A 23,809-nucleotide genomic window follows, 5' to 3' on the forward strand; every position below is an offset into this window, starting at 1 on the left:
CGGGTTAATTATAATATTAGTAATGAAGAATCCCCTAATGAATCCGTTAAGATTTATTAGGGGATTAGTTTTTACAATCATTTGTTATGTGCTACTTTACAAATGATTGCTTTTTTAAATACTAATTTTAAACTTTTGAAATATTACCTGAACCTGAAACTTTTACATCACGTTTTTCCGGATTACCACCGTATTTGATATTACCTGAGCCTGAAACTCTTGCCGTTAGACTTTCATTACAATTTACACGACTATTCCCTGAACCGGAAACATTTACCTGAACATTTTTAGATTTCAAATCACCTGCATCGATGTCTCCGGAACCGGAAAGTTTGGTAGTAAAATTGTCTGCTGTACCTTTCAAACGTACATTTCCTGATCCGCTTAAACTCAAATCAAAATCATTTGAGTCAATTCCCAGATTAAAGTTTCCTGAACCTGAAAGTTTAGCTTTGAAAGTATCGCTTTTAATGTTGTTTTTAGTTTGAATATCACCCGAACCGGCTAAACTCACTTCTGATATTTTCTCAAACGGTACGGTAATTTGTACTCTTTTGCTTTTGCGAATAGAAGTGTTTTTTTTGGTGTAAATTTTTAGAATGTTGTCTTCAACTTCCACTATAATATAAGACATAAGATTCTCTTCTGCTTTTATAGAAATTGTCCCTTCTTTCCCGGAAACCAAATCAACATCAAAAGAACCGGAAATTTTTACACTGTCATAATCAGAAGTATTTCGGGTTTCGGTAACTATTTTACCGTTTCCGGTTACTTTGTTAGAACTGGACCACTGTGCATTAGCCATAAAACTTAAAAGAAATGCGCCGCAAACTAATAATTGAACTGATTTTTTCATTTTTTACACTTTTTTGGTTATTGTTTTCTAGTTAATGTTACACTGCCGTAATTTGAATTGACAGCAATTTTATTTTGTCCTCTTTTTTTATAGAAGCCGTTTATTTTTTTAGTACTATTTTTACTTTCCGAAACCGAGATGTCTAAAGAACCATCATTTCTAATATTTCCGTATCGGGTGTTGATATCAAAATCAAAAGCAAAATTGGTATCATATCCCAATGAAACATCAGAGTATTCAGAGGTAACAGTAATCGTATTAGCTTTTTCATTAATGACTCCTACATTGAGTTTACTGTAGGTGAGATCGGCACTTAAGCTATTTAAAAGCTCTCCGACATTAACCGTGATATAATTTCCGGAGCCCGCAACAGATCCTATTTTTTCAAACTTAAATTTCCCGTAATTACAATCGTACTTAATACTTTGACCACCGACAACAACAAGATCGGTATAATTGGTATCGAGGTTGATTTTTCCCGCATCCGTGACTTTTAATCCGGAATATCTGGCTTCAATAGTCCCGCCTTTAATATATTCAATACTTGAATTTTGACAATATTCAATGTGAACCATATTGTTATTTCCATTTAATTTACCGAGACCAATTTTGCCGTATTTGCAAAAAATATCAGTAGTTGACACCAGGTCACCCGTAACAATATTCCCGTATTTATTACTCAGCTTCACAGTTCCGTTTTTTGGAATTTTGATTACGTAGTTGATCTCAAAGCTATTATTACTTCCTTTGCTCATAATAGACGAACTTCCGAGCGAAGTAACAGCACTCACCATTGATTTTAAAGCGTTGATGTCTACTGTAATGCTATTGAGTCTTTCGTTAACCCAGTTTTCATTTTTCCCGGTCACTTTAATGGTAATGTCCAGATCAATTTTGTCTTCATCCCATGTTGTTACGGTTATATCGCCGTACTTATTCTCAATATCAATTCCTGCGTTTGAATTGACGATATAGGTTTTCTTGATTGTTTTTTGCTTTGAAATGAAATCGAAATTATTTGAGAAAGCCAAAAAAGGCATCAAAAGAATAAGAATTAAGAAGTTATAGTGTTTTTTCATGTGTCGTATTTTTTAAATTTTCATTTTCTTCTATTCGCTGCAAAACCGTTTGCAAAAATGATATTCGGGTTTGAAGATTGCTGATCATGGCGTAAATAATCTGCTTGTTTTCGCCGTTTTTTTGCAATTCGTTTATGATTTTCTGGTAATCGGCATCAAAAACTTTCATCTGATTTAAAGCATCGTTTATAATTTGCTCGTTTTCAGGTGAACTTTTTTCTTTTAATTTAACCAGTTCGTTATCTATTAAAATGTTGAAAATAGAATCCGTTCGTTTGGTTTCTCTTGAAGCAAACTGAAACTGCTTTGGTTTTGGATCATTGTTATAAAAGAGAGAGATTCCTATCAGTAAAGCAATAGAAGCAGCAATTCCCCAAATAGCATAGTTGTTTTTCTTCGGCTTCTTTTTGTGGTTTAATTTATTTAGGAAATCAAGCTGATGATCCGGATTGATTTCCTGTACATCCCATTGATTTTCAAATTTTTTAAAAAGTTGGTCTAAATTGTCATTTTCCTTTTTCATACATCTATAATTTATTTTTTACGGGCGATATAACATATCGCTTTACGACTTGGCTGTGCTTTGTTTGCGTTGGTTTTTCATGGAAGTTTTATATTTCCTCCAGTTTCTTTCGCAAGCTTTCTTTGGCTCTGCTTAAAGTGGTTCGACAGTTGGGATAGCTGATATTCAAAATTTCACAAATCTCTTCCTGATCATAACCTTCAATAAAAAAGAGGGTCAAAACCATTCTATAGTTGTCTTTTAACTCTGAAATAGCATCTAAAACCTGCTTTACTTTTAAGGAGTTCAAATCAATGTTTTCTGAAAAAAAACTGTCAGAGTCCTCTGTTTTGTAAAGTGTCTTGCTTAAATCCTCAAGCTGAAAAGCATTATTCTTTTTATAAAAATCAATACTGTAATTGACAATTATTTTTTTTAACCACGCACCAAAAGCGACTTCCTGCTTATAGTCATTAATCTTTGTAAAAGCTTTCAAAAAACCTTCCTGCATGACGTCTTGTGCAAAATGTTCGTCTTTTACAATTCTATAAGCCACATTATACATGGCTTTGCAATAGCGATTGTAAACTTCAAATTGTGCTTTTTGATTTTTTTCTTTACAAAGCGTGATTAATTCTTCGATATTTTGGTTAGTTATATTCAAGTAATGGTTGCTAGTTTTTTATAAGGACGGTACTTTTTTTGGTTTGTTACAGTTTTGATGATTTTTTTTTAAAATTATTTAAGTCAGGTTGTGAGATGTGGGATGTGGGATGTGGGATGTGGGTTGTAGGTTGTGGGTTGTGAGATTTAAAATGTTAATCTTAGATTTGATACGTTTTACTTTATAGCTGTATTTTATAAGACAGGCATAGCAAGTAATAAAGATTATAGTAATTGTCGGAATACAGTAGGTAAAAGGAATTTCACGCACGTTTCTAAGTAAGATATGCAATCCGTGAAATAGAATTCAGTATTCCCTTTTTTGTTTTGGCCAGCATTTTACTCATTAAGTTTTTTTTGCTTGCTAAAAAAAACAAATAATTTCTCAGACTCACATCTCATAACTCACAACCCACAAGTAGCAACTTGAATTACACAGTCATAATAATGAAGATTCAAATTAGTAAGTAAGCTTTAAACAATGCACACAATAAAATTAATGTTAAAATTTGTTTTGGCACAATGATTGTCTATTTTTACGGTCTATCTTGTGGAGGATACACTTATGAGTATTTTGCAAAAAACTACAGTATCTAAGAGTGTATCTACAGTTAGGATTGAACTTTTAATGACAAAACGACTTATATATTATTATGTCAAACCATAAAATACTTACTATTGACAATCTGTCACTTCAGGAATTTGATTCCGAGGCAGAATTAATTCCATTATTGACACCAGAAGACGAAGAAGAAATGAATAACGAGGAGCTTCCGCTTTCGTTACCTATTTTGCCTTTGCGTAATACTGTTTTATTTCCCGGTGTTGTTATTCCTATTTCAGCAGGAAGGGATAAGTCTATAAAATTGATTAATGATGCAAACGCCGGTGGTAAAATCATAGGGGTTGTTTCTCAAATTAATGAAGAAGATGAAGATCCGTCTAAAGATGATATTCATAAAATCGGAACTGTAGCAAGAATTCTGCGTGTTCTAAAAATGCCTGACGGAAATGTTACCGTAATTCTACAAGGAAAAAAACGTTTTGAAATTGACGATGTCGTTTCAGAAGATCCTTATATTACAGCAACTATAAAAGAAGTGTCAGAAGAGCGTCCGGACGAAAATGATACGGAATTTACGGCAATTTTAGATTCTGTAAAAGAGTTGGCAATTCAAATCATTAAAGAAAGTCCAAACATTCCTTCAGAAGCTACTTTTGCTATTAAAAACATTGAAAGCCAGTCGTTTTTAATCAATTTTGTTTCTTCTAATATGAATTTATCGGTAAAGGAAAAACAAGGTTTGTTATCGATAAATGGGTTAAAAGACAGAGCGCTTGAGACTTTGCGTTATATGAATGTAGAGTTGCAAAAATTAGAATTGAAAAATGACATTCAGTCAAAAGTTCGTTTTGATTTAGATCAGCAACAGCGTGAGTATTTCCTTCATCAGCAAATGAAAACCATTCAGGAAGAATTGGGAGGCGTTTCGCAGGAAGAGGAGATGGACGAAATGGGGCTGAAGGCAAAAACTAAAAAATGGGACGAAAAAACGCAAAAACATTTCGAGAAAGAATTGTCTAAAATGCGAAGAATGAACCCACAATCACCTGATTTTGGGATTCAGCGTAACTATTTAGAGCTGTTTTTAGAATTGCCTTGGGGCGAATATTCTACAGATAAATTTGATTTAAAACACGCTCAGAAAATATTAGATAAAGACCATTTTGGACTTGAGGAAGTTAAGAAAAGAATGGTAGAACATTTGGCTGTATTAAAACTTCGTAACGATATGAAATCGCCAATTATTTGTTTGACAGGACCTCCGGGTGTTGGTAAAACATCTATTGGTCGTTCTGTTGCGGAAGCTTTAGGGCGTGAGTATGTTCGTATTTCATTAGGTGGTTTACGTGACGAAGCAGAAATTCGCGGACACAGAAAAACCTATATCGGTGCTATGCCGGGAAGAATTATTCAAAGTTTGAAAAAAGCAGGAACTTCAAATCCGGTTTTTATTTTAGATGAGATCGATAAACTTTCAAGCGGAAACAGCGGAGATCCTTCTTCTGCCTTGCTGGAAGTTTTAGATCCGGAGCAAAACAATTCTTTCTATGACAATTTCCTTGAAATGGGATATGATTTGTCTAAAGTAATGTTTATTGCGACTTCAAATAATATGGCAGCCATTCAACCTGCATTGCGAGACAGAATGGAAGTGATTAAAATGTCAGGATATACTATTGAAGAAAAAGTAGAGATTGCCAAAAGACACCTTTTTCCAAAACAATTGGAAGCACACGGTTTAACCGCTAAAGATTTGACAATTGGTAAAAAACAGTTGGAGAAGATTGTAGAAGGTTATACGCGTGAATCCGGTGTTCGTAATCTTGAAACTAAAATTGCTCAGGTTATTCGTAATGCTGCAAAAGCAGTTGCAATGGAGGAGGAGTACAATAAAAAAGTGACAGACGAAGACATTGTAACGGTTTTGGGCGTGCCAAGATTAGAACGCGATAAATACGAAAATAACGATGTTGCCGGAGTGGTTACAGGTTTGGCCTGGACCAGTGTTGGTGGAGATATTTTATTTATAGAATCATTAATCTCCGAAGGAAAAGGAGCACTTACTATTACCGGAAATTTAGGTAATGTAATGAAAGAATCCGCTACAATTGCTCTAGAATATATAAAAGCAAATGCCAAGAAATTAGGTCTTAATGTAGAGCTGTTTCAAAAATATAATATTCATTTACACGTTCCGGAAGGCGCTACACCTAAAGATGGTCCAAGTGCCGGTATAGCAATGCTGACTTCATTGGTTTCTTTGTTAACGCAAAAGAAAGTAAAGAAAAGCCTTGCTATGACAGGAGAGATTACACTTCGTGGTAAAGTTTTACCTGTAGGTGGAATTAAAGAGAAGATTTTGGCAGCCAAAAGAGCGAACATCAAAGAAATTATTTTGTGTCACGAAAACAAAAGTGATATTGATGAGATAAAAGCAGAGTATTTAGAAGGACTGACTTTTCATTACGTAAAGGAAATGAGCGAAGTTCTGACTTTGGCCTTGACGGATCAAAGTGTTAAAAATGCTAAAACACTTAAATAAATTCCAATTTTTAAATTCCAAATTCCAAATTGACACCTCAGTTTGGAATTTGGAATTTTTTTATTGGATTTTTATTTTTTATAGGATATAATTTTATCTTCGCACCTGCGTTATTCTCCTATAGGAACGCCTCAAAAGCATGTTGAAACGACTTGTTGTATTTTTTATGGTAATGATTTGTTCGATTTCTTTCGGGCAGATAGGAGGTCGTTACACCTATCAGTTTCTTAATTTAACTACTTCACCAAGGCAGGCAGCGTTAGGAGGAAAAACGATTACGATTTACGATGAAGATGTTAATCAGGTTATGTTTAATCCGGCTACTTTAAACGAAGATATGGATAATCATCTGGCCATGAATTACGGGAGTTATTACGGGCAGGCTTCTTACGGGACAGCTTCGTACGCTTATACTTACGACAGACATCTACAGACTTTTTATGCAGGAGTGAGTTATGTGAATTATGGTACATTTGAGGGATATGACGAAAACGGTCAGACAACTTCAGATTTTACAGGTAGTGAAGGTGCGCTTTCTTTAGGATATGCTTATAATATTCCTTTTACAGATGTTCATGTGGGAGCGAATGTGAAGTTAATAACCTCTACGTTAGAAAGTTATAATTCTATTGGAGGTGCAATTGATTTAGGTTTTTTGTATATAATTGAAAAAAATGACTTAAATTTGGCTCTTGTAGTTCGAAATATCGGAACTCAGTTTACAACTTATTCAGGAATACAGGAAAAATTGCCCCTTGAAATTATTGCGGGAATATCGCAAGAGCTAGAGCACGTGCCGCTTCGTTGGCATCTTACTTTAGAAAATTTGCAACAGTGGAATGTTTCATTTTCGAATCCGGTTCGAGGCGAAACTAATTTAGACGGTACAGCGAGTAAAGAGAAAGTTTCTTTTGTAAACAATGCCTTACGACATGTTATTGTAGGTGTTGAACTTTTTCCGAAGAAAGCATTTAATATTAGATTGGGGTATAATTTTAGAAGAGGGGAAGAATTAAGAATTGAAGAACAACGTAATTTTTCGGGAGTTTCTTTAGGATTTGGTTTAAAAATGAATCGATTAAAGTTTAATTACTCCTATTCAAAATATACTTTAGCGGCTAATACCAGTCTTTTTGGACTAATGTTTAACTTTCAATAGGTGATTTTATGAAGCTATTTTATTTAATTCTCTTGGTAACTGCAGGTTTTTTTAATACCTCAAATGCTGTATTGGAAGACGAAGACGACGTCCTGACTGCTGTTGATATTGAAAGAATGAATTCTAAGATCAGCGAAATCAAAGAAAAGATTGCTGTTGGCTCTACCTATAATACAAAAATTGCTTTTTTAATTGATATGAAAATCAAATCAGGCAGAAATCGCTTTTTTGTTTATGATCTGGTAAATGATGCTATTATAGATCAGGGACTTGTGGCTCACGGATCAGGATCAGAGACCGCTATTAAAGGGGATTTGAAATTTAGCAATGAACCCAATTCAAACTGCACTTCATTAGGCCGATATTCTATTGAAAAATGTTATAAAGGAATGTTTGGTAAAGCTTATCGTTTGTCAGGATTAGACGCTACCAATAGCAATGCACTAAAAAGAGCCATAGTGCTACATTCCTATTCTGCCGTTCCTTGTGAGGAGCAAGATTACTATATCTCAAATAGTAAGGGATGTCCGATGGTTAATGAAGACTTCTTTAAAAGAATAGAAAAATTAATCGATACTTCTAAATCGAAAATTATTCTGGATATCTATTATTAAAGACACATACACACACTTTTATTATAAATTTTAAAATCAAAAAGATTATTTTGAAAAAAATAACCATTGCAATTGACGGATTTTCGTCAACAGGAAAAAGTACGTTAGCAAAACAGTTGGCAAAAGAATTGGAATATGTATACGTCGATACAGGAGCAATGTACAGAGCAGTCGCTTTATTTGCAATGCAAAATCAATTAATAGGGCCTGAATTCCTTGATAAAGCAGGTCTTGTGGGTTCTCTTCCTAAAATTCAATTAGAGTTTAAATTCAATGCAGATTTAGGATTTGCAGAAATGTACCTGAATGGTGATAATGTTGAGAAACAGATCAGAACCATTGAGGTATCCAGCTATGTGAGTAAAGTGGCTGAAATTTCAGAAGTGCGTTCTAAATTGGTAGAACAACAGCAGGAAATGGGAAAAAATAAAGCTATAGTAATGGATGGCAGAGATATTGGTACGGTAGTTTTTCCTAACGCAGAACTTAAAATTTTTATGACAGCAAGTGCTGAAACGCGTGCGCAAAGACGTTTTGACGAGTTGCAGGAAAAAGGAGATGATGTTTCATATGAAGAGGTTTTAAAAAATGTTGTCGAAAGAGATTATATCGATACGCATCGTGCAGATTCTCCATTAGTAATTGCAGATGACGCAATTGAAATCGATAATTCTTATTTAAGCAGAGAAGAACAATTTTCAGCTGTTCTTGAATTAATAAATGATGTTGTTAAAACGGTTTAATTTTTTGTAGATATCATTTTTAATGGTAGTTTTACCGCTTTATTTATTTTACAAAGACAATTTTTTTATATGAATATAAAATTAAGGCTGACAATTATGAATTTTCTCCAATTTTTTGTTTGGGGAATATGGTTGATTTCATTAGGCGGATATATGGGCCAGGTTTTTGGTCCTTTAGAAGGAGGTAGTATTGGTTTGTCAATAGGAAGAACCTATGGTTCTATGGGTTGGGCCAGTTTGTTTATGCCAGCTTTACTTGGAATTATTGCAGATAAGTACTTTAGCGCACAAAAAGTTTTAGGAATTGCACATATAATTGCGGGTATTGCCATTTTCTTCGCTACTAAAGCAACTAATTCAACAGAGATGTATTGGATTATTTTTGCAACAAGCTGTTTTTATATGCCGACCATAGCATTGAATAATTCTGTAAGTTACGCTGTTTTAAATAAATATAATTTTGATGTTCAAAAAACATTTACTCCAATTCGTGTTTGGGGAACTGTTGGTTTTGTATTGGCAATGTGGACAACCGATTTGACAGATTGGAAATCAAACACCAATCAGTTTATTTTTGCTTCAGTGGCCATGATTGTTACCGGTTTGTTTTGTTTTAGCTTGCCAAATGTTCCGGCAGAGAATAAGAGTACAAACAAATCTTTAGCCAGTAAATTTGGTTTAGACGGCTTTGTTCTTTTTAAACAAAAGAAGATGGTGATATTTTTTGTTTTCGCCATGTTGTTAGGAGCAGCTTTACAGGTTACCAATATGTTTGGTGATACTTTTATTAGAGATTTTGGTTCTAATCCTGAGTATAAAGGTACATTTGGTGTGGATCATTCTGTATTTATTATTTCATTATCTCAAATTTCTGAAACACTTTTTATTCTTACGATTCCATTCTTTCTTAAGAGATTTGGTATCAAGCAGGTTATGATATTTAGTATGGTTGCCTGGGTATTGCGTTTTGCTTTGTTTGGTATTGGAAATCCGGGATCAGGCGTTATTTTCCTTATATTATCAATGATCGTTTACGGAATGGCTTTTGATTTCTTTAATATATCAGGTTCATTGTTTGTAGAAAAAGAAACAGACAGCAAGATCAGATCAAGTGCACAGGGGTTGTTTATGTTGATGACTAATGGCATTGGTGCTATATTAGGAGGAGAGTTTGCCGGCAGAACAGTGAGTTATTTTACAATTGGAAGTAAAGTACAGTGGCCTAGTGTATGGTTTTCATTTGCGGCCTATGCTCTTGTAATTACAATATTATTTGCTGTACTGTTTAAGTACAAACACAATCCAAATGAAATTGATGTTTCTAATCATTAAGTAAGATTATTAATGTAAAAAAAGTAGGATATTACATCTTTTTTGATTTAATTTGCTACATAAACAAAAAAAATACCACAAAAGTTTCTAAAATTAGAAACTTTTGTGGTATTTTTGTTATTACATAACCGTATGAAGTATTTTGAAACGGAATTTTTGGAGGAAGCTCAAGAATTTATATTGAAATTAGACAAAAAAGTCAGCACTAAAGTTTTGTACAATATTGATTTGGCACAAGAAAATCTGGACCCCAATTTGTTTAAAAAATTAAATGGTAGTATTTGGGAATTTAGAACAAGATATGCCGGGAATCAAATTAGACTTTTGGCTTTTTGGGACAAAAGCAATCAAGTCAGAACTTTTGTTTTTGCGACTCATGGTTTTGTGAAAAAGACCGATAAAGTTTCAAAAAATGAAATTGAAAGAGCTGAGAAAATCAGGCAAAACTATTTTGATACTAAATAATTTAAATTATGACAAAAGTAAAAATAAAATCCTATTCGCTTTCTGAAATGAAAGACAAGGTTATTGGGGAAATAGGCACAGCGGAAAGAGACAAATATGAATACGAGCTTACTATGGAACTCCTGGCGAGGATGATAAAAACGGCAAGAAAAGAAAGAGATTTGACTCAAGAACAACTTGGTGAATTAATTGGAGTAAAAAAAGCTCAGATCTCTAAATTAGAAAGTAGTGCTAATAGCGCAACAATTGATACTATAATAAAGGTTTTTAAAGCATTAAAAGCTGAAATTAGTTTTAATGTGAAAATTGAAAACCAAACTTTACAGGTTTCATAAACTTTCCGGAGGAGAGAAGACAAACCTAACAAGTTTTGAAATCCTGTTAAGTTTTGTACCGGTAACACGATGTAAACGAAAAAGAAGACAAAAGTTTTTGCGGATTACGTAAATTTTCCGTTTCAGCAAACCCGACAGGCTTTGAAACCTGTCGGGTTTGTTAATTTTGATTTGTTTTATTTTGCCGGTACAAATAAATGTAGTACTTTTGCAGTCCTTTTGGCAGAGTAGAGTTTCCACTAGGTATCAACAATTTATGTAAAACAACTTCTGTTTTTTCTATCGCTTAATGAAACTCAAGAAAAACAGAATACAAATTTTTTATCAGCATGTCTGAACAATTGAAATCACAAGAAGAGTTTTTAGCAAATTTTAACTGGCACAATTTCCAAGAAGGAATTGATGCAGTAGATGAGAAAAACTTATTAGAATTCGAAGAACTAGTTTCAAAAACTTTCATCGCTACAGATCAGGAAGAAGTAGTAGAAGGTGTAGTTGTTAGAATTACAGATAGAGACGTTATCGTTGATATCAACGCAAAATCGGAAGGTGTTATTTCTTTAAACGAATTCCGTTACAACCCAAACTTAAAAGTAGGTGACAAAGTAGAAGTATTAATCGACATCCGTGAGGACAAAACTGGTCAATTAGTATTATCTCACAGAAAAGCACGTACTATCAAATCTTGGGATAGAGTTATCGCTGCAAATGAAACAGGAGAAATCGTTAATGGTTTTGTAAAATGCAGAACTAAAGGTGGTATGATCGTTGACGTTTTCGGTATTGAGGCTTTCTTACCTGGATCTCAAATTGACGTTAAGCCAATTAGAGACTACGATGTATATGTAAACAAAATGATGGAATTCAAAGTGGTAAAAATTAACCACGAATTCAAAAACGTTGTTGTATCTCATAAAGCGCTTATCGAGGCTGATATCGAAGTACAGAAAAAAGAAATCATCGGTCAATTACAAAAAGGACAAGTATTAGAAGGTGTTGTTAAAAACATTACTTCTTATGGTGTGTTTATTGACTTAGGTGGTGTTGACGGATTAATTCACATTACTGACCTTTCTTGGAGTAGAATCAACCACCCAAGTGAAGTTCTTGAATTAGACCAAAAATTAAACGTTGTAATCCTTGATTTCGATGATGAGAAAACAAGAATTCAATTAGGATTGAAACAATTAAACGCTCACCCATGGGATGCTTTAGATGCTAATTTAACTATTGGTGATAAAGTAAAAGGTAAAGTAGTTGTAATCGCTGATTACGGTGCATTTATTGAAGTTGCTGAAGGTGTTGAAGGTTTAATCCACGTTTCTGAAATGTCATGGTCAACTCATTTACGTTCTGCTCAGGATTTCGTAAAAGTTGGAGATGTTGTTGAGGCAGTTATCTTAACTTTAGACAGAGACGATCGTAAGATGTCATTAGGTATCAAACAATTGACTCAAGATCCATGGACTGATATCACTTCTAAATACCCAGTAGGTTCTAAACATACAGGTATCGTTAGAAACTTTACAAACTTTGGTATTTTCGTAGAATTAGAAGAAGGAATTGATGGATTAATTTACATCTCTGACTTATCTTGGACTAAGAAAATCAAACACCCATCTGAATTTGTAAATGTTGGTGAAAAACTTGATGTAGTAGTATTAGAATTAGATGTTGAAGGACGTAAATTATCTTTAGGTCACAAACAAACTACTGCTAATCCTTGGGATCAATACGAAGATTCTTTCGCTGTAGGAACTATCCACAATGGTGAGATTTCTGAAATCGTTGACAAAGGAGCTACTGTAGAATTCGGAGATGATATCGTTGCTTTCATTCCTACTCGTCACCTTGAAAAAGAAGACGGAAAGAAATTGAAAAAAGGTGATACTGCTGATTTCAAAGTAATCGAATTCAACAAAGAATTCAAAAGAGTAGTTGCTTCTCACACTGCTATCTTCCGTGAAGAAGAAGAGAAAAACGTGAAAGCTGCAACTGAAAATACTTCATCTGCATCTACTAATGCACCAGCTGCAACTTTAGGAGATAACAATGATGTATTAGCTGCATTAAAAGCTAAAATGGAAAAAACTGAGAAAAAATAATTCTTAGTTTCCTTTAAATAGAAAGTCCCACAGTGATGTGGGACTTTTTTTTTGCTATAACTTTAAAGTTTAAATTCCAAGTTTCAAATTCCAAATTCCAAATTCCAAGTTTCAAGTTTCAAGTTTCAAGTTTTAGAAAAATGTTATCAAAAATTCGTTGAATAGTTTTTTTCTTCGGATTGCAGTTAAAAATTAAAAAAAGCTTATTCTGTTATTTTAAAAGCGTTTCTGGACAGAAAATATTCTATTATTTAGAGAAATTTGCAAAGGTTCTTATCTGTTTTTACAGATTGATTATTAAGTTTTTTTTGAGGAAACTTCGGTTTCCTCTTTTTTGTTGATCATATGGTTTTATGGTTTGAGTATATTAAATTATTTAGAGGCTAATAATTCAGATTCTTCAGGAGTGAAATCATTAACAATTACATAAGTATTAATTTTTGCAATTGCCATTTCATCTAGAATATCGACCAGATTCCCGTAGTTCGATTTTTTACCCGGTTTTATGATTACCGTTATTCCTCTTCCCGGTTTTCCCATAGCTGCAGAATAGTTTAGTACTGCTTTATTTCTCAATAATAATTCTTTACGAATACCATTAGTTCCATAGCTTATTTTCTTAGGAGCTTGAAGCGGATAGTCTAGTAATCCTGAATACGTTATAATTTTGTCATCTTTATCAAGTAAAATTGTCATCATTCGAACCTCAAGGCCTGCACCACAATTTACACGTCCGCAAGTAGTATAATCGTTATCAGGTAGATTTAGATCCATAACTTTTGGTTTAGCCAGTTCGGTTACCATCATAAAGAATATAATCAGCAGAAAAGAAACATTTACCATGGCAGTTAAATCAACTTTTGAGCTTAGTTTTTTACTTCTGATTTTTTGTGGTAGATTTTGCATAATAAAGATGTTTTTTCTTAAAACTATGAAAAATATATCAAGTTGTATGTGGTTTTGTGAAATATATTTTTGCTTTTTAATATAATGCATTTCAAGAGCTTTGTAAACAGGTACTTATACGTGATTTTTAAATGTGCTTTTTATGTAATTTAGTTTATCGTTTTCAAAATTAGAAAGACTACTATTTTGAAATAAGAACTCTAATGGATACTTAACTTTCTCTGCTATTGGAGAAGAATTGTTCGAACTTTTTAGCATTTGTACTACATTAATATTTAACCTTATTTGCTATGGATATAGTAACCGATTTAACAGCTGAGGCAATATCCTATTTGACCCTTTTTCAGGATATCTTAAAAAGCAATCCGCAGAACACTTTTCCAAAAGAGTTACTGAACAAAGAATCATGGAAAAATCTTGGAGAAAATATAGAGGATGACTATGGCATCAATGGACTGACTCCCGGTCAGATTGATATGATAACAGATCTGGTCTGGCATAGTCCAAGTAAATTTGGAGATAAGAAACTGACGAAAGTATATTTAGCGATACTATATGATCTTTTGAAATGGCTTGCCGCCAATATTGATAAAAAACATATGGATAAGTCAGGAACGACTGAGCTTTTATTATTTAGGGTTCCCTTTTTTTGGAGACAACAAATACGAGCCGCACTTTATAAAGGAACATTAGAAGAACGAAAAAAACTGGTAGAAATACTCAGATACATGCCGGTTCAGGTGGTACAGGCAATGGCCGGGCAAAATAAATCCTCATACGAGATACGTCTCTATCAATTTTACGTCTCTAAAGAAAAAGATTATGCAGAGCTTCTGAGCGATATTGATTTAAAAAATCATAAAACATGGTGGAGTAAGGAAAATAGAGAAGCTGCGATTGATTATCTCACAAATGATAAAAAACTTCTCAGACAGTTACTCAATGATAACCCAAAAGATAAAATAAAAAGAGAATTCACGTTGCCATTTGAGACATTGTTTAATGACGAGCTTAATGAAATCGAAAAAGCACGTGAAAAAAGGAGGAAAGAGTGGCAGGCCTCGGTGACGAATGATGAAAATATATTTAAGAGTGCTGCTGCGGAAAAAACATTGCATGAAGGAAACAAAGGCGATCCTATGATAAGAGCTGTGGATATGAAACTTTTAGGCATTGCTTTCTCGGGAGGAGGGATCCGTTCGGCTACTTTTAACCTGGGGATACTCCAACGATTGGCAAGCCTTGACGTCTTAGAAAAAATTGATTACATTTCTACAGTTTCAGGAGGTGGTTACATAGGCACATGGTATACGTCGTGGATTAAACGTTCTGGATCTTTTAGTAAAGTTACCGATCAGTTATGTCCTGAAAAGTCGTCCGATCCGTTTGCTGATGAAGTTCGTCCGATCCGTTGGCTCAGAATGTTCAGCAATTATCTGTCTCCAAACGTGGGAATGATGTCTCCGGATGCCTGGACGTCCGGGATGACCTGGTTAAGAAATACTCTTGTCAATCAAACCCTTTTATTGCTGGTATTACTAACTGTTTTTTCCCTGATTTTGGACCTTTACAAAGGCTGGGAGATGCTAGGAGGTTATTTTAAAGAGCTAGAAGAGAAGGATAGAATCCCGTTTTTTTGGTTGAATACTCTTATGTTGTCTGTCGGAGCGCTTATTGCGGCTCTCGCGATGCGATCCTACTACAAAGTAAAGCAAAAAAGGAAAGTGGTACGGTATGCAAAAATTTGGAACGTATTTAATATTGATGTTTCTTTTCTTACAAATGTAACAGGTACTCTGCCTTATTTGCTTATTATATGGACGATTATTTGCGCCTTTCTGGTGAGTACATTTATTTTTAATGTAAACATAAATGAAGTCTGCGGTAAACATGAGGATATTAATTTCTGGTTTATTTTTAACACTTCTCTTCCGTCATTTATTGCGTTGATTTTTGTTGCATTTATGGGAAACTATCATAAAAGATATGATCTTGTCCAGCTAGGTAAAGTAAATATAATGGAGAAGAAAGTCTCTGAAGATGAACAAAACAGTATAAAAAAGGAAAAAAATAAGACAGCATTTAAAAGTTGGTTGGCGATAATTACGTCTTCGGCTGTTGCTTCGATGGTTTTAGGAGTATTGCTTTACTTGTTTTGGAAAAATTACGAAGCTATATTGGTTCTAGTCAGAAATTTTAACTCAAGAATATGTACAGATAAAGTAATGTTGTTATTTGGTCTCCCTATAGTTCTTGAAATTTTTTCCATTGCTATTATCACAAGAATGGCGATAATGGGCAGAATTTTTCCTGACTATCGTCGGGAATGGTGGGGAAGAACAGGAGGTTATGTAAATCGTTTTATACTTTTCTGGATACTTATTTGTTTTGGTGTGTTCATTATGCCTGATTTATGGGCGAATATTAAAGATAGTTTAGACGCTAAGAAAGTGGGGGCACTAATTTCTGTGCCTGTCGGCTTGGGTGGCTTGGGTGGCTGGGCCGCGATCGTGGCTTGGGGCGTGAAAAAAGCGTTTGAGTCTAAAGAAACTGATGATCCGACTAAATCTAAAAGTATTACGAATACATTTGTCAAGATGGTACCATTTATTTTTATGATTGGCGTTTTACTTATAGGTTCTGCTATCATAAACGTAATAAGAGAAGGGCATTCCGATTTTGATAATCTGATGATAACGGTTATACTATTTATAGTTACACTTATTTTGAGCTCGAGGGTTGGTGTAAATGAGTTTTCTCTTCATCACTTTTACCGAAATCGCTTAATCAGAGCCTTTATGGGTGCAACTCGCACGAGAGAAGACCGTATAAAAACAGCCAATGCATTTACCGGTTTTGACACAAATGATGATATATTGTTATCGTCTATGCAGGTTAAAGACGGGTATTTTGGTCCGTATCCGATTCTTAATACAGCACTTAATGCTACTGTGGTTTCAGCATTGGACCGACAAGATCGCAAAGCAGAATCATTTGTTTTTACCCCTTTGTATTGTGGCTACGATTTTAGTCCAACACGTCCGTCTACTTATGATGTCGACCATGTTTATGAATACGGTTATCGCCCTACAAATAAATTTTCGAACGAAAAAGGAGGTCCAACTATTGGAACCGCGATGGCGATATCCGGAGCAGCAGTTAATCCCAACTGGGGATATCATTCTTCAGCACCTATGGCTTTTTTGTTAACCATTTTTAATGTCCGTTTGGGATGGTGGATTGGTAATACGAGACTTAAAAGATGGAAAGACTCTGATCCGAGAGGTGGATTGTTGTACCTCATTCATGATTTAACAGGCAAATCAGATATTAATATGGATTATGTATGCCTTTCTGATGGAGGACATTTTGACAACATGGGATTGTATGAGCTCATTAGGAGACGTTGTCGCTATATTATTTTAGGCGATGGCGAACAGGATCAGGATGTTGCCTGTGAGGGCTTGGCAAATGCGATCAGAAGATGCCGAATTGATTTTGGTGTTGAAATAGTCTTCGATAATTTTGAGGATATTACCAAACATGCAGAAAAATCCAAAAAGAAACATATTCTTAAAGGAAAAATCAATTACCCGGGTACCAAACAGAAAGGGATATTAATTTATATAAAAGCTGGCTTAACAGGTGATGAACCTATTGATATTAGGGAATATGCCTTAGCCAATCCTGATTTTCCGCAGCAGTCTACAGCAGATCAGTTTTTTGATGAAGCACAGTTTGAAAGTTATCGTAAGTTAGGTTATCATTCTATAAAAGATCTATCGGAGCTACATTTGCCTTCAAAGTAAATACCAAAGGTAAAATTTCAAATTCCAAATTTCAAATTCCAAATTTCAATGTTGAGCACCATTTGGAATTTGGATTTTTTTTGTCCAATAAACAAAGTGTGCCTAAAATGATTGTGGCTTGTAGAAGCACAAGAGAGACTAACAACTTTCAAATTTGCGGATATAAGCTATAAAAAGCTTATTCTGTTATAAAAAAAACGTTTTTGGGCAAAAGACCATTACTTAATGAGAGATATTTGCAATAGTTCTTAGCAGTTTTTACAGATTGATTATTAAGTTTTTTCGGTTTCTGCTTTTTTCGTTGACAATATGGTTTTATAGTTTGTGTACACTAAAATTATTTAAACACTAATAATTCAATTCTTCAGGAGTATATCATTCACAATGACATAAGATTTAATTCCTGTTATTTTTATTTCATCAAGAATATCGACCAAATTACCACAATTAAATTTTTTACCTAATTATTTGATCTCTGTTATTCTCCTTTCCGGTTTATCGAGACTAGCAGAATAATTTGGTAATAATTTATTATTGATTAACAATTCTTTGCGAATTCTTTTTTCTATAGGAAATTCCTTTTGATGCTTCGTTGAGATACCTTAATAAAACCGCATACAACACTATTTTAGTATTTTAATCCAGTAAACACACCAAAATAAGTAACTATATGCCAACAATAACAAATGTCTTTTTAGACTTCGATAACACTCAATTTGATGGACATCTTCATAATATTTTGTCCGATTATCTAAACAATTATAAAGATGATGATGTTTACCTTTTATCAAAAGAAAGATTAAGGGCGGAACTTACTGGCGAACATCCAATTACAAGTGATTCTGAAGTTGCAATAATTAAAGCAATAGGTCTTTACAAAGAAAAATTGAAGTTGCACAAGCAAAATAAAAGTCTTGATTTTTTTGATGCACAGAAGCTTAATGAAGTAGTAGGAATTCTTAAAAAGAATGGGGTTAATGTTATGGTATTGACATCATCTGATTTCCCAAATGTGATCAATTCGTTATACAGAATATACAATCTAACTAGTCTTCAAGGTATTCCAATTATAAATTGTGCTGTTACTCCTAATATCCAGCAAGAGGCTAATGATAAAATTGAAAAAATAACCGCTATTGAAAAACAGCTTCTTTTAGAAAATGCAGCTAATAGAGTTATTAATTTTTTTGTAGATGATTCTTCAGAGCCTATTAGAGCGTTTAACAAAGATAGAGACAGGAGTAATAATTTTGGATTTAATGTCTTACGAGGAATGAACAAACCATTTTTAGAGACTTTTCAAAATTTTGTACTTACAACGATACAAACTAACAATAATTTGTTGGAAGAGGCTGGTCAAGCAGCGAGTTTAGAGTATATGAGTGCTTCTTATGATAAGAAAAACGTAAAAACTGATAAAAGTGCTATAAATGAACAAAAAGATAATGAGAGCATATTAGGTTTAACATCTTCGACTGACACTAAAGAAGAGAAAAAGGCAGGACTGTTACAAAAACTTAAAAGTATCAGTATTTTAAGCTCTAAAGATAAGCATGGAGCATCGGCTCCTTCTCCGGAAAGTAAGGAAGCGAGTGATCTTTCAGCCATGGCGAAACCAATCAATATTGAGCAACAGTTTGTAGAGAATCCTATTTTTATTCCGGGAGCCCAGACACATAAAAAATCACAAGAAACAGACAAGACTAAAGAATCTGCATCTAAAGAATTGAAACACACTAAAAAACTTTAGACAGATGAGAGGATCTGGAGAATATTCTTAGAGAATAAGATTTTAAAGCAAATTCATATATCAAGGATGCAATTTAAAAAATAACAATATGCAAACAGTAACAAATGTCTTTCTAGACTTCGACAACACTCAGTTTGAGGGACACTTTCAGAATGCTTTGACTAAGTATTTAAATAATTATAAAGATGATAGTATTAAGGATTTATCAAAGGAACGATTAAGAGCTGAACTTACTGGTGAAAGTTCAATTTCGAATGAGTCTGAAATTGCTATATTAGAAGCACTTCGCAAAAAAATTGAATTGAATGAAGATAATGGTTTTGACTTTTTTGATGGAAAAAGACTTAATGAAGTAGTAGGAGAGCTTAAGCGTGCTGGCGCTACTGTTATGGTGTTGACAACGTCAAGTTATCCAAATGTAATTAGAACTGTATACCGAATGAATGAACTTTCTAATTTGCAAAGTCTTTCTATTCTTAGGGTACCTATTACCACTTCGCAGCAAATTGCTCAAGATAAAATCAGTAGAATACAGAAGCTTGAAGATGAATTACTTAAAGGCGGGTATGATAAAGTTGTTAATTTCTTTGTTGATAGTTCTAAATATAATATTGATGAATTTAAAAAAGGAAGAGATTTGAATTTTAATTTCGGAATTCACGCTAAGGATGGAATGACAGAAAAGGTTCTTAGTGATTTGAAAAGAGATGTAATTGCTTTATTAGCTCTCCACAAAGAAACAATACCAGCCGAGAAAGTAAAATCAAAAAAAGCAGATTTATTAAAATTTTCGAAAGTCAACAAAAAAGACAACAAAAAAATAAACCTTGAGTTAATTAGCTCAGAAAAGAATATACCAAAAAAGGAGGCAGAATACGTAAACATAGGCCCTCTTACAGAAAAAGCTAAACAACAGTCTAAAAGCAATGAAAATCTTTTGTCTATAACAGGAAAGGTTGCAAATAAAAGTGTACTTACGAAAAAAACGAAACAGTTGTCAAAGAGTAATGATGACCTTTTATCCGCAGGTTTAAAAAGTAATAAAAACAACAGAGATTCAGACATATTCGGACAGATTTCTTCTAAAGGAGTGCTTACGACAAGTAAGGAAAAGTATACTGAGGTAAAACCTAGTTTACTTAAAACTTTTAAGGGAATTTTTAAAAAAGAGAAAAAAAATTCTGAAGCCTCATCTCATACTACTGCAAGTACAAAGGATCTTTCAAAACTGACTGCGCCAGCTAATAAAAAACAAGAAATAGCAAAACAGCACTCTGATTCTGCGACAACCAGAACACAAAGTCAGTCGCAAACGGTTGATAAAACAAAAGGAGCTATACCTAAAAAAACATATCCTCAGGTTGCTCTTAAACCTCAATCTCCAAAGCACTAGTTTAAAAAGATTTTAGAGTAAAAAGTTTAGGGAGAATATTCTAAATGACAAAAAAGTATTAAGGTATCGAGTATTGTAACGTCTAATCAATAAACATACAAAATGGAAAAAAGAATAAATATCTTTTTAGAGTTCAGCAACACGCAGTTTTCAACTGATATCGACTCTGTTGTTGAAAATTATTTAAGAGGGTACGAAAAAGATAAATATAAACTTGATAGTATTCCAAATTTATCAAAGAAACAATTAGAGGAAGAATTTACCGGTGAAAAACCACTTTCATCACTTTCTAAAGAAGCCATACAAAAGGCAATCGAATTGTATACTTCTAAGAATATTTTGCAGGAGGGAATTGTTTCTCTTCTTGGAGCAGATAAACTTGATAAAGTAGTGGGAGAGTTTAAAGAAAAAGAAAACACAAAATTTATGATATTAACAAAGTCTAGATATCCAAATGCTATTAAAGCTTTATATGAGATAAATGATTTTGAAAATTTGAAAGTGCTGCAGATTCTTCCAAACAATGAAGGAATTCAAAATAAAAAGGAAACAATAGATACTATTGAGAAAGAAGCGTTTAGAAAAGGTGCAGACAAGGTATGCAACATTTTTATTCATCATGACAATGCTGAAATTAAATCTTTTAGAAAAAATAGAAATCCAGATTGTAATCTCGGAATACATGTTACTAATGGTGTGAGCGATCATACTATTAGTAAGTTAAAGAATGCTGTTTGTTATGTTAATTTAGAAGAAGCCTTTCAATCAGATTTAAAAGACTTGTCGAAAAGTAAAAATGTATATAAAAGCATTGATAATTTATTGCGTACAGACTTAGACAAAACCATTGAAAAAAAGTTTAAAAGCACAGATAATTTACCAGAAACTTCTTCTGTTGGTAAAGAAAAGAAGGGAGCATTCCAAACTATTAAAGATTTGTTTACCAAAAGAAAAAGAAGCGATCCTGAAAGTATGCTGTTGGTAGAACATGATGCTACACTTGGAGCTGTAGGTGGTGAAGATCTTTCAAAGATGACCGGAGCTATCAATAAAAAACAGCAAAAACCAAGACAGACTTCTGACTCGCCGTCATATATAGCAAGACAACACAACTTACAGTTTAATGCTAAAAAAGCGGAAGCTGCTGCTCGTAAAGCTATGAAAAAGCATTAATTAAAAATAGTTGCCAAAGTACAATTTTAAAGACTATAAACTCTTAATGAATTAGAAAGGCAAAAAAAATAAAAAGAATTGGATATTTTAACTATAAACAATAAAATGGATAAAACAATAAACCTTTTTTTAGAGTTCGACAACACACAGTTTGATGGAAATCTTCATGATATTCTCGCTAATTATTTAAATAAATATAAAGACAATCAAATTCCGGATCTAACAAAGAAACAATTACAGTCCGAACTTATTGGTGAAAATGAAGTTACGGAGCTTTCTAAAAAAGCAATACAGGAAGCAATAAAAAATCACACTCGTAATTCAATATTAAACGAAAGAGATCATACAGGTGATTTTTTTGATGGAAACCGCCTTAATGAAATCGTAGGAAATTTTCAGAAACTTGGAATTAATGTAATAGTGTTAACGGCATCTCCTCATAAGGCTATTCGTGCCCTATATGATATGCATCACCTTGATCATTTGAAAAATCTTGAAATTAAAAGTGTTCCGGCGAATTATTCTCCTGAAATGAGAGCTAATTCTAAAATTAATATCATATCTAAATTAGAAGGCGAAGCTTCTCACAATGGTTCAGATAAGATTGTTAACTTTTTAGTTGATAGTTCTAAGAGTAGTATTGATGCTTTTACAAAAAATAGAAATCCAGATTCTAATATAGGAATGCATACCCCTAAAGGGCTACATGGAACGCTTCTTAATAATTTGAAAAAACAAGTACTTTCCAATATAAAATATCAGAAAAATAAAAACCGTAAGACTTTTTCTGAAAGTCTTAGTGAGTATTTTATTAAAAAACTAAATCTACCACTACCTAAGGACGCTTTTACAGAGAATATGGAAAGTGGTACTAGTAAGAAAGAATCAGGTCTATCTAATACTGATAATTTTAATAAAGGGAAAAATAAAGAAAGTTTAGAAAAAATTGATGCCATATTGAAGAAGGATAAAAATAGCAAAATAGAAAATGTTAATCTTAAAAAAGAATCAGCTCTATGTGATACTCATACTTTTTATAGGGGTACAAATAAAGAAATTTTAGGAAAAATAAGATTAATTTTAAAAAAAGATAATAGTAGTAAATTAGAAAGTGTTAATATTAGAGGAGGATCAGGTCTAATTTACACTTATAATTTTGATCAGGGAAAGAACAAAGAAAGCTTAAAAAAAATTAATGGCATATTAAAGAAGGATAAAAGTAGTAAAGTACAAAGCGTTAATATTAGGAAAGAATCACCTCTAAAAATAAGTGAAAGTGATCGTATTAAAAACGAATCAAAAGAATCTTACACTTATACTTTTTCAGGGAGTACGAATAGTCATGTTTTAGAAAAAGTACACTTTGTATTAAGGAACGATCAAGATAGTACAATCGAAAACTTTAAAATTAAGAATAAATCAGGTTTTGATGTTGTTGAAAGAGGTTTTGCAGGAACAAATGAAACAATGTTAGCAGATATAGCCTTGAGGTTAAAGAAGGATAATAGTAGAATAACTAGTGTTACTATCGAAGGTAAGTCTGGCATGTTTCATCCCAATAGTATTGAAAAGGATATGATCAATGAAATTTTAAGGAAAAATGAATTGAAATTAGCGAAAGAAAATAAAAATGCGTCAATAGTTTCTTCTCAGAAAAAGGACAATAAAAACACGACACATATTCCTCAAAAAAATGATCTATCAGCAATGACTCAGCCTGTTAATAAAGAGCAACAAAAAACGCGTCAGTCTTCTGCTACCACAACATGTAAAACATCTCAAAAAGTCCCGAAAATTGTTAGACCCAGAAAGTAAAGC

At 33.3% G+C, this 23,809-nt stretch carries 18 protein-coding genes; 13 read left to right on the plus strand and 5 right to left on the minus strand.

The window, feature by feature from the left end; genetic code table 11:
- Positions 1 to 127 precede the first annotated feature (127 nt).
- The 4 genes from G3A47_RS20730 to G3A47_RS20745 form a co-directional block, all read right to left on the minus strand.
- Positions 128 to 856: a head GIN domain-containing protein gene (locus G3A47_RS20730; RefSeq protein ID WP_166925896.1), complete on the minus strand. Its 729-nt coding sequence runs from the start codon at positions 854 to 856 to the stop codon at positions 128 to 130.
- A gap of 17 nt (positions 857 to 873) precedes the next feature.
- Positions 874 to 1,935, minus strand: coding sequence for a DUF4097 family beta strand repeat-containing protein (locus G3A47_RS20735; protein ID WP_166925898.1), 1,062 nt, complete (start codon positions 1,933 to 1,935; stop codon positions 874 to 876).
- The gene (locus G3A47_RS20740) at positions 1,919 to 2,458 is read right to left on the minus strand and encodes an anti-sigma factor (protein ID WP_166925900.1); all 540 of its coding nucleotides are present in this window, start codon (positions 2,456 to 2,458) and stop codon (positions 1,919 to 1,921) included. Before G3A47_RS20740 ends, G3A47_RS20735 begins: the two co-directional genes overlap by 17 nt.
- 88 nt (positions 2,459 to 2,546) lie before the next feature.
- Positions 2,547 to 3,101: an RNA polymerase sigma factor gene (locus tag G3A47_RS20745; protein WP_166925902.1), complete on the minus strand. Its 555-nt coding sequence runs from the start codon at positions 3,099 to 3,101 to the stop codon at positions 2,547 to 2,549.
- A 652-nt stretch (positions 3,102 to 3,753) separates the two neighbouring features.
- Between G3A47_RS20745 and lon the strand changes: the two genes are divergently transcribed.
- The 8 genes from lon (at position 3,754) to rpsA (ending at position 12,960) form a co-directional block, all read left to right on the plus strand.
- Complete coding sequence (lon, locus tag G3A47_RS20750) at positions 3,754 to 6,207, plus strand: endopeptidase La (RefSeq protein ID WP_166925904.1); 2,454 nt, start codon at positions 3,754 to 3,756, stop codon at positions 6,205 to 6,207.
- Between the two features lie 139 nt (positions 6,208 to 6,346).
- Complete coding sequence (gene porQ / locus G3A47_RS20755) at positions 6,347 to 7,366, plus strand: type IX secretion system protein PorQ (RefSeq protein ID WP_166925905.1); 1,020 nt, start codon at positions 6,347 to 6,349, stop codon at positions 7,364 to 7,366.
- A 116-nt stretch (positions 7,367 to 7,482) separates the two neighbouring features.
- The gene (locus G3A47_RS20760) at positions 7,483 to 7,980 is read left to right on the plus strand and encodes a murein L,D-transpeptidase catalytic domain-containing protein (protein WP_409994012.1); all 498 of its coding nucleotides are present in this window, start codon (positions 7,483 to 7,485) and stop codon (positions 7,978 to 7,980) included.
- 50 nt (positions 7,981 to 8,030) lie between these two features.
- Positions 8,031 to 8,723, plus strand: coding sequence for a (d)CMP kinase (gene cmk, locus G3A47_RS20765; protein ID WP_166925909.1), 693 nt, complete (start codon positions 8,031 to 8,033; stop codon positions 8,721 to 8,723).
- Between the two features lie 69 nt (positions 8,724 to 8,792).
- Positions 8,793 to 10,055: a nucleoside permease gene (locus tag G3A47_RS20770; RefSeq protein ID WP_166925911.1), complete on the plus strand. Its 1,263-nt coding sequence runs from the start codon at positions 8,793 to 8,795 to the stop codon at positions 10,053 to 10,055.
- A 132-nt stretch (positions 10,056 to 10,187) separates the two neighbouring features.
- Positions 10,188 to 10,520: a type II toxin-antitoxin system RelE/ParE family toxin gene (locus G3A47_RS20775; protein WP_166925913.1), complete on the plus strand. Its 333-nt coding sequence runs from the start codon at positions 10,188 to 10,190 to the stop codon at positions 10,518 to 10,520.
- Between the two features lie 8 nt (positions 10,521 to 10,528).
- A complete protein-coding gene (locus G3A47_RS20780; protein ID WP_166925915.1) occupies positions 10,529 to 10,855 on the plus strand; it encodes a helix-turn-helix domain-containing protein in 327 nt (108 codons plus the stop codon).
- 329 nt (positions 10,856 to 11,184) lie between these two features.
- Positions 11,185 to 12,960, plus strand: coding sequence for a 30S ribosomal protein S1 (gene rpsA, locus G3A47_RS20785; protein ID WP_166925917.1), 1,776 nt, complete (start codon positions 11,185 to 11,187; stop codon positions 12,958 to 12,960).
- A 372-nt stretch (positions 12,961 to 13,332) separates the two neighbouring features.
- Here rpsA and G3A47_RS20790 read toward each other — a convergent pair whose 3' ends face one another.
- Entirely contained in the window at positions 13,333 to 13,866 is a 534-nt protein-coding gene (locus G3A47_RS20790) for an ExbD/TolR family protein (RefSeq protein ID WP_166925919.1), read from the minus strand.
- Positions 13,867 to 14,156: 290 nt separating this feature from the next.
- On the opposite strand from G3A47_RS20790, the gene G3A47_RS20795 reads away from it, so the two are divergent.
- The 5 genes from G3A47_RS20795 (at position 14,157) to G3A47_RS20815 (ending at position 23,806) form a co-directional block, all read left to right on the plus strand.
- Positions 14,157 to 17,675 (plus strand): patatin-like phospholipase family protein, encoded by a 3,519-nt coding sequence (locus G3A47_RS20795; RefSeq protein WP_166925921.1) that lies wholly within the window; start codon positions 14,157 to 14,159, stop codon positions 17,673 to 17,675.
- Positions 17,676 to 18,345: 670 nt separating this feature from the next.
- Positions 18,346 to 19,425 carry a hypothetical protein gene (locus G3A47_RS20800; RefSeq protein ID WP_166925923.1) on the plus strand — a complete coding sequence of 360 codons (1,080 nt, stop codon included), beginning with the start codon at positions 18,346 to 18,348 and terminating at the stop codon, positions 19,423 to 19,425.
- Between the two features lie 88 nt (positions 19,426 to 19,513).
- On the plus strand, positions 19,514 to 20,818 hold the full coding sequence (locus tag G3A47_RS20805; protein ID WP_166925925.1) for a hypothetical protein: 1,305 nt from the start codon (positions 19,514 to 19,516) through the stop codon (positions 20,816 to 20,818).
- A 102-nt stretch (positions 20,819 to 20,920) separates the two neighbouring features.
- Positions 20,921 to 21,991, plus strand: a complete 1,071-nt coding sequence (locus G3A47_RS20810; RefSeq protein ID WP_166925927.1) for a hypothetical protein — start codon at positions 20,921 to 20,923, stop codon at positions 21,989 to 21,991.
- Between the two features lie 105 nt (positions 21,992 to 22,096).
- Positions 22,097 to 23,806 carry a hypothetical protein gene (locus G3A47_RS20815; protein ID WP_166925928.1) on the plus strand — a complete coding sequence of 570 codons (1,710 nt, stop codon included), beginning with the start codon at positions 22,097 to 22,099 and terminating at the stop codon, positions 23,804 to 23,806.
- Positions 23,807 to 23,809: the final 3 nt, after the last annotated feature.

Source organism: Flavobacterium poyangense, assembly GCF_011751075.1.
GTDB classification, from domain to species: domain Bacteria; phylum Bacteroidota; class Bacteroidia; order Flavobacteriales; family Flavobacteriaceae; genus Flavobacterium; species Flavobacterium poyangense.

What these genes read in the sequence shown, in the direction of transcription:
- G3A47_RS20730 (WP_166925896.1), bottom strand. Translation starts at nt 856, where the DNA reads ATGAAAAAATCAGTTCAATTATTAGTTTGCGGCGCATTTCTTTTAAGT.
- G3A47_RS20735 (WP_166925898.1), bottom strand. Translation starts at nt 1,935, where the DNA reads ATGAAAAAACACTATAACTTCTTAATTCTTATTCTTTTGATGCCTTTT.
- G3A47_RS20740 (WP_166925900.1), bottom strand. Translation starts at nt 2,458, where the DNA reads ATGAAAAAGGAAAATGACAATTTAGACCAACTTTTTAAAAAATTTGAA.
- lon (WP_166925904.1), top strand. Translation starts at nt 3,754, where the DNA reads ATGTCAAACCATAAAATACTTACTATTGACAATCTGTCACTTCAGGAA.
- porQ (WP_166925905.1), top strand. Translation starts at nt 6,347, where the DNA reads ATGTTGAAACGACTTGTTGTATTTTTTATGGTAATGATTTGTTCGATT.
- G3A47_RS20760 (WP_409994012.1), top strand. Translation starts at nt 7,483, where the DNA reads ATGAATTCTAAGATCAGCGAAATCAAAGAAAAGATTGCTGTTGGCTCT.
- G3A47_RS20770 (WP_166925911.1), top strand. Translation starts at nt 8,793, where the DNA reads ATGAATATAAAATTAAGGCTGACAATTATGAATTTTCTCCAATTTTTT.
- G3A47_RS20775 (WP_166925913.1), top strand. Translation starts at nt 10,188, where the DNA reads ATGAAGTATTTTGAAACGGAATTTTTGGAGGAAGCTCAAGAATTTATA.
- G3A47_RS20780 (WP_166925915.1), top strand. Translation starts at nt 10,529, where the DNA reads ATGACAAAAGTAAAAATAAAATCCTATTCGCTTTCTGAAATGAAAGAC.
- rpsA (WP_166925917.1), top strand. Translation starts at nt 11,185, where the DNA reads ATGTCTGAACAATTGAAATCACAAGAAGAGTTTTTAGCAAATTTTAAC.
- G3A47_RS20790 (WP_166925919.1), bottom strand. Translation starts at nt 13,866, where the DNA reads ATGCAAAATCTACCACAAAAAATCAGAAGTAAAAAACTAAGCTCAAAA.
- G3A47_RS20795 (WP_166925921.1), top strand. Translation starts at nt 14,157, where the DNA reads ATGGATATAGTAACCGATTTAACAGCTGAGGCAATATCCTATTTGACC.
- G3A47_RS20800 (WP_166925923.1), top strand. Translation starts at nt 18,346, where the DNA reads ATGCCAACAATAACAAATGTCTTTTTAGACTTCGATAACACTCAATTT.
- G3A47_RS20805 (WP_166925925.1), top strand. Translation starts at nt 19,514, where the DNA reads ATGCAAACAGTAACAAATGTCTTTCTAGACTTCGACAACACTCAGTTT.
- G3A47_RS20810 (WP_166925927.1), top strand. Translation starts at nt 20,921, where the DNA reads ATGGAAAAAAGAATAAATATCTTTTTAGAGTTCAGCAACACGCAGTTT.
- G3A47_RS20815 (WP_166925928.1), top strand. Translation starts at nt 22,097, where the DNA reads ATGGATAAAACAATAAACCTTTTTTTAGAGTTCGACAACACACAGTTT.